This is a genomic window from Endozoicomonas sp. SESOKO3 (assembly GCF_024606255.1).
This window is the reverse complement of record NZ_JAHHPR010000093.1, coordinates 1-4,379: the sequence shown is the minus strand read 5'-3', so window position 1 is coordinate 4,379 and position 4,379 is coordinate 1. Positions and strand designations below refer to the sequence as shown.

Annotated in this window: 3 protein-coding genes; 2 read left to right on the top strand and 1 reads right to left on the bottom strand. The window is 49.6% G+C overall.

The features are described from left to right. The coding region (gene phrB / locus KDK18_RS01495; protein ID WP_257252680.1) for a deoxyribodipyrimidine photo-lyase at positions 1-1,383 on the bottom strand (1,383 nt) is incomplete at its 3' end. Positions 1,384-1,668: 285 nt separating this feature from the next. Here phrB and eat point away from each other — a divergent pair. Together eat and KDK18_RS01485 are read left to right on the top strand one after the other, a co-directional pair. Continuing rightward, the gene (gene eat / locus KDK18_RS01490) at positions 1,669-3,105 is read left to right on the top strand and encodes an ethanolamine permease (RefSeq protein WP_257252681.1); all 1,437 of its coding nucleotides are present in this window, start codon (positions 1,669-1,671) and stop codon (positions 3,103-3,105) included. Between the two features lie 61 nt (positions 3,106-3,166). Then, on the top strand, positions 3,167-4,379 hold a 1,213-nt coding region (locus tag KDK18_RS01485; protein WP_257252677.1), incomplete at its 3' end, for a glutamine synthetase family protein.

Genomic DNA, 4,379 nt, shown 5'->3' with positions numbered 1-4,379 from the left:
CCTCTCTCTTGATGCTTTGAGGTCGACAATCGGTGCCGGGTAGTTGATCTCATTAACATGATGTTGCCAGGGAGCGTGAATCTCCTTGCTACTCAGTCTGCTCAGCTGGGGTAGCCAGTGGCGAATAAACTGACCTTCTGAATCAAATTTCTCCGACTGACTGACAGGATTAAACATTCTGAAATAGGGGGCCGCGTCGGTGCCTGTGCTGGCAGACCATTGCCAGCCACCATTGTTGGCGGACAAATCACCGTCGATCAGATGCTGCATGAAGAAGGTTTCTCCGAGGCGCCAGTCAATCATCAGGTTTTTGGTCAGGAACATGGCTGTGACCATTCTCAGGCGGTTGTGCATCCAGCCGGTATTCACCAATTGTTTCATGGCTGCATCCACCAATGGAAAGCCAGTCTCACCTTTGCACCAGGCACTGAATGCCTCGTTATCCTGATTCCAGGGCAGATGTTCGGTTTCTGTGATGAACGCCCTGCCTCTGGAAAGCCTTGGGAATCCATGCAAAATATGTTTGTAAAATTCCCGCCAGATTAATTCACTCATCCAGCATTGCAGGCCATCGCTACCTGAATCCATTTCTCCATTGTTGGCCTGAAATGCAGCATAGAAACACTGTCTGAGGGAGACTGTTCCTGACACCAGATAGGGAGAGAGGGTGCTGGTGGCATCCATACCCGGAAAATCCCGAAACTTTTTATAACCTTCACTATGAGACTCGATAAAGGATTTGAGCCGGTTTGCGGCTTCTTCTTCACCGGCAGGCCAGAGTGCTTGAAGACCTTCCAATGGCGTAAACAGATTCAGGTAATCGACGGGCTGAACATCAGCCAGTTCCAGAGGCTTTTGTTGTTCAGGGGCGGGCAGTGGCTGAATCTGGTGCAGGTCAAGGGTTCGATACAGTGCTTTTTTAAAAGGCGTGAAGACTTTGAAATAGTCACCGCTGCCATTTAACAGATGACCCGGAGGGATCAGAGTCTGGTCAGAAAAACGCAGGCATTTCAGTTGTTGCCCGGCAAAGGTTTGTTCGACAGCCCTGTCTCTGTTTTCTTCATTGAGCCCATGTTCGTTATTAAAGCTTATGCCGTCGCACTGGAGTTGTCGGGCTGTCTGTAACAGTAATTGGGCACAGTGTTCAAATCGAATCGGTTGAATGACGACCAGTGGAATGTTGAGCCTGTTTAGAGAGTGTTCCAGTTGTTTGAGATTCTGCATCCAGAACCATAGCTTGTTCGGGCTGTCGTTATGCTCCTGCCATTGATCCGGGCACAGGCAATAGACGGCCACAACTTCATTTTTAACTGCGGAGTGGTACAGAGCAGGGTTGTCTCCCACTCTCAAATCGCTTCTGAACCAGACCAGTGTTCGACTCATATAGCTATGAGCCGGAATCCCAGCCCACCTCCTGAATATGCCAATGGATACGGTGCCTGATTGAGCTGGGTTTTCATAGTTTAATTAACAACCCTCAGTTCTATTTTTAAGTTATAACCTTGTTACGGCTTATGGAAGGAAGTAGATCATCCCGGGGTGGCGTTAACATTTCTGGCTTGATAGTTGCTTAACTGCATTCGAACTTTCTCACTATGCTACCAGAGGAGTTAACAGCATAGGAGAGCTAACAGGATAGCTTTTAAAAAGGTGCTACGCATGCTAGAGATGAGTTCCTCTCCAACAACTCGTTCTGTTGAATATGAACAGGTTTCTGATGATTATCTAAAGCAGAGACAGCTCAGGAAGGGAGCAGCGGGCTGGCTGGTCCTGGCTGGACTTGGGATTTCCTACGTGATTTCCGGAGACTTTGCCGGCTGGAACTTTGGGCTGGAACAGGGCGGTTTTGGTGGCATGCTGCTAGCCACACTGGTCATGGCCGTTATGTATACCTTCATGGTGTTGTCACTGGCTGAACTCTCTTCATCATTACCCACCGCCGGTGGTGGCTACTCCTATGCCCGTCGGGCAATGGGTCCCTGGGGAGGTTATCTGACCGGCACCGCCATACTTCTTGAATACGCCATTGCGCCTGCAGCGATTGCAGTCTTTATAGGTGGGTATGTGAATGAACTTTTTGGTTGGGATGGACCTCTGGTTTACGGTGCTTTCTATGCTGCCTTTATTGGCCTGCACCTTTTGGGGGCTGGAGAAGCGCTGAAAATCATGATGTTGATTACCGGTCTGGCATGTTTAGCCATAGTCGTGTTTATTATAGGAATGATTCCTGCCTTCAACGTCGACAACCTGTTTAATATCGCCGTCAATGCAGAAGCTACTGGCGCTTCCACTTTCCTGCCCGAAGGTTATATCGGTATCTGGGCTGCGATCCCATTTGCCATGTGGCTGTTTTTGGCAGTAGAAGGTGTTCCTCTGGCGGCGGAAGAAGCCACTGATCCAAAGAGGGATATGCCCAGAGGGATCATCACAGCTATGATCGTTCTGCTGCTGTTTGGAGGGCTGGTATTGATTCTCGCCCCCGGCGCAGCGGGTGCTGAATACCTGAAGGATCACGCCGCACCGCTGGTAGGGGCTCTGCAACAGGTCTATGGTAAAATCTCTTACATAGCAACTTTTGTAAACTTTGTCGGGCTTGCCGGTCTGATCGCCTCCTTCTTTTCTATTATTTATGCCTATTCCCGGCAGGTATTCGCTTTATCCAGAGCCGGTTATTTACCTCGTTTTTTGTCAAAAACCGGCCAGCGAAAAGTGCCAACAATGGCTCTGGCCATTCCGGGAATTATTGGCTTTCTGCTGTCATTGACCGGAGAAGGTGATCTGATGATCACTATGGCCGTTTTTGGTGCCACGCTCTCCTACGCCATGATGACGCTGTCTCATATTATCCTGCGAGTTAAAGAACCAGAGCTGGAGCGTCCTTATAAAACACCGGGCGGCATTATGACATCAGGAATTGCTTTTGCCCTGGCTATTGTTGCTTTTATCTCTACCTTTCTGGTGAGCTGGGAAGCCGCTTTCTGGTCAGCGGTTTTCTACGCCATCATGGTGGCCTATTTCGGGTTATACAGCCGACACCACCTGGTGGCCAAAGCGCCTGAAGAAGAGTTCGAAGCCATTACCAAAGCTGAGTCTGAGCTGAGCTGACTGGTCAGGTACCTCTCTGTTGCCTGACTTCTGATAAGCCTAAGAAAAATGAGTAGCGAGTATGCACAACCCCAGAGATGTCAGAACGATTGATGATGCCAAGAAAATTGTTAAAGAGAGAGGACTCTCCCACGTTAAGGTCGGTCTTTTCGATAATGACGGAATCATGCTCGGCAAATACATGAGCAAGGCCAAGTTTTTTTCAGCGCTGGAAAGCGGCTTTGCCTTCTGCGACGTTATCCTGGGCTGGGACAGTAAAGACCAGCTCTATGACAATGTAAAATACACCGGCTGGCATACCGGATACCCCGATGCTCCCGTTCGAATCTTGCCCCACTCTTGCCGGGAAATCCCTTTTGAAAATGGCATGCTACTGTTCATCGCAGAATTCAAGGATCAGTCAGAAGCTCTCTGTCCCCGCGGGACATTGAGAAGGGTGATCGAAAAAGCGTCCGACATGGGCTTTGATGCCCGTGCAGCGCTGGAATATGAGTTTTTTATGTTCCAGGAGACACCAGAATCGGTTCGGGAAAAGGGTTTTCGAAACCTCAAACCACTGACGCCTGACTGGTTTGGTTATTCCATGATCAGAAACTCAGTGCATTCCGACCTGTATCACCAGATACTGGAAATGGCTGAGGTGATGGACTTTCCCATCGAAGGTATTCATACAGAGACCGGGCCGGGCGTGGTCGAAGCAGCCATTGCCGTTGACTCTGCAGAAAATGCCGCAGATAAAGCGGCACTGTTTAAAACGTTTATGAAAGTGCTGGCACAGCGTAATGATCTGATGGCGACGTTTATGGCCAAGTGGTCACCGGATTATCCGGGGCAGAGCGGTCATATTCATTTGTCTCTGTTCAACAAAAAAGATGGGCAGTCGGCGTTCTTTGATCCCAGCCAGAAACACAATATCAGCCAGACACAAAGACACTTTATTGCCGGTTTGCAGCGATTAATGCCTGAATTCCTGCCCATGCTGGCCCCTACCGTCAATAGTTACACCCGACTCATTCCCGGTTTCTGGGCACCTACCGACGCGACCTGGGGGGTTGAAAACCGAACCACCGCATTACGTGTTATTCCGGGCTCAGAGAAGTCACAGAGAGTGGAGTACCGGTTGGGCTCTGCAGATGCTAACCCTTATCTTTCACTTTCTGCGGCGTTGGCTTCTGGCCTTCAGGGAATTATTCACCAATGGGAGCCCGAGGATCAGGTTAAAGGTAATGCCTACGATCAAGGGCACTCACCTGAATTCGCACTGCCTTCAACAC